At 35.5% G+C, this 2,639-nt stretch carries 3 protein-coding genes; all 3 read left to right on the top strand.

All coding sequences use genetic code 11. From position 1 onward, the window contains the following. On the top strand, positions 1-511 hold a 511-nt coding region (locus VNJ50_RS01415), incomplete at its 5' end, for a Maf family protein (RefSeq protein WP_325578342.1). Positions 512-720: 209 nt separating this feature from the next. Next, complete coding sequence (locus VNJ50_RS01410; RefSeq protein WP_325578344.1) at positions 721-1,263, top strand: mechanosensitive ion channel domain-containing protein; 543 nt, start codon at positions 721-723, stop codon at positions 1,261-1,263. Positions 1,264-1,422: 159 nt separating this feature from the next. Next, positions 1,423-2,639 (top strand): PIG-L family deacetylase (locus VNJ50_RS01405; protein ID WP_325578340.1); only part of this gene is annotated, 1,217 nt, incomplete at its 3' end.

Below are 2,639 nucleotides of genomic sequence, written 5' to 3'. Positions count from 1 at the left end.
TTTAAACTTCGAAATCCGATTAAAACCAGTGGATGAAGATTACCCAAATCGTTTGCGGCATTTTGAAATAAGCGATTATCTCGCACAACTAAAAGCATTGCCTTTTATGTCGGAACTCACACCCACTGATATTCTTATTACAAGCGATACCATTGTTTGGCATAACAACAAAGCTTTGGGAAAACCAAGAGATTATAAAGATGCTTTCGACATTTTAAAATCATTGAGCAACAGCACTCACGAAGTCATTAGTTCGGTGTGTTTTACTTCAACATCCTACACAAAAACTGTAAATGCAGTTACAAAAGTGACTTTTAAAAATTTATCTGATGCCGAAATCAACTATTATATAACGCATTTCAAACCTTTTGACAAAGCGGGTGCTTATGGCATTCAAGAATGGATTGGTCAAATTGGTGTTACAAAAATTGAAGGTTCCTATTTTAACGTTATGGGATTACCTACACATCTGGTTTATCAAACGTTAAACGACATGGCCAATAAAAGTTAAGTTGTAATTTCATCGTCCCGAGTATAAATTATTTCAGCATTTGATTTATATTTTTTAGATTCTCACTGAATTGACGAAAAAAAAATTAAATCGGTGAACCTCAAGCATCAATAAAAGCAAACTTCTTGATGATATACAATTTATTGGTTGAAGTTAAATTTATTGGTATTCTATGTATCTTTACTTCCAATTTTCTATTTAAAAAAGCTATGTTTTTTCAAACCTACCAACAAGAATTCATTTCAACAGCAATCGTAATCGTTTTTTTACTGATTATCAGATATTTTATGAATACCCTTATTGGAAAAATCTCAAAAAATAATGGTATCAATATTGCCAGAACTCACTTGATGCAGCGCTATATGAGCGTGATAACCATTATAATTGGGCTGGTAACCATTATTTTTATTTTTGGTACTGATCTGCGAGACTTGGTGGTTATTTTTTCTTCTGTATTTGCAGTTATCGGTATTGCCCTTTTTGCTATTTGGTCTATATTGAGCAACATTACTTCTGGCATTATCATGTTTTTATCGTTTCCATATAAAGTAGGGGATAAAATTCAAATTCATGATAAAGATGCGCCTCTTGAAGGAATTATTGAAGATATTAGAGCTTTCCACCTGCATTTAAGAACACAAAATGGCGATTTAGTAACTTATCCAAACAACTTGATGCTTCAAAAAGCAGTGACCTTAATTAAAAAAGATGCCATTGATGAAATTATTGATGACCGAACAGATTTGGTGTAAACACTAAAACAAACTTTTACAAACTATACTATCCTACCGATTACTAATTAACCAATAACTTTCATTATCAAAAAAAATCATGTTGAGTTAAATAAAATCTAAAAGTGAAAATTACGATGCTTCTTTTTTATATTTGAAGACCAAGATAATTTTCAAGACATGTCCAAGCATCATTTATTTGCCCTTATCTTTTTATTCTACTGCTTTTCTGCACACGCACAGCAACCCAAGAAACCGACAAGCTCAGAAATTTACCAATCCATAGAAAAACTCAGTGTTTTGGCATCTGTACTGTATATTGCAGCACATCCCGATGATGAAAACACGAAACTTATTTCGCATTTCGCCAATGCGGTAAAAGCGCAAACAGCCTATCTTTCATTAACTCGTGGTGATGGTGGTCAAAACTTAATTGGAACAGAATTAAGAGAACTTCTGGGCGTTATCAGAACCCAAGAATTGTTGGAAGCTCGAAAAATTGATGGTGGCAATCAGTTTTTTACAAGAGCCAATGACTTTGGATATTCAAAACATCCGGACGAAACTTTGGATATTTGGAATAAAGACGACGTATTGAGTGATGTGGTTTGGGCCATTCGTAAATTTCAGCCCGATATCATCATCAACCGTTTTGACCATCGCACTGCAGGATCCACACATGGCCACCACACCAGTTCAGCAATGCTAAGTTTAGAAGCTTTTGATATGGCAGGCGATAAAACGAAGTTCAAAGACCAATTGAAATTTGTAGATGTTTGGCAACCAAAACGTAGTTTTTATAACACCTCTTGGTGGTCTTATGGCAGCAAAGAGAAATTTGATGCGATTGATAAAACTGGACTGGTCACGATAGATGTTGGCGATTTTTATCCAGCACTTGGAATGTCCAATCCTGAAATTGCAGCACTCAGTAGAAGTGCCCATAAATCGCAAGGTTTTGGAAATACAGGAACACGTGGCAGTGACCTGGAATATCTGGAACTCGTTAAAGGCGGAATGCCCAAAAACAATGCTGTTTTTGATGGTATCGACACGAGCTGGAACCGAATAAAAGATGGGAATGCCATTGGTATTCTTCTCAAAACCGTACAAGACAACTATGATTTTAATAATCCGGCGGCATCTGTTCCAAAATTGGTCGAAGCCTATCAATTGATTCAAAAGCTTGATGATTCGCATTGGAAAACCATCAAATCAGAAGACATTAAAAATGTGATTGCGGCTTGTGCAGGTTTGTACTTAGAAGTTGCAGCAGCGTCCAATATCGCAACACCAAACAGCATCGTCAACCTCAATATTGAAGCCATAAACCGCAGTTTACAGCACATTAAACTTGTAGACATTACACTTTCTGACGGCACAAAAATTGAAAAAAA

The organism is Gelidibacter sp. (genome assembly GCF_035577925.1).
Taxonomy (GTDB): domain Bacteria; phylum Bacteroidota; class Bacteroidia; order Flavobacteriales; family Flavobacteriaceae; genus Gelidibacter.
The sequence above is the reverse complement of the archived record's forward strand: the minus strand, read 5'-3'. Positions and strand labels throughout refer to the sequence as shown.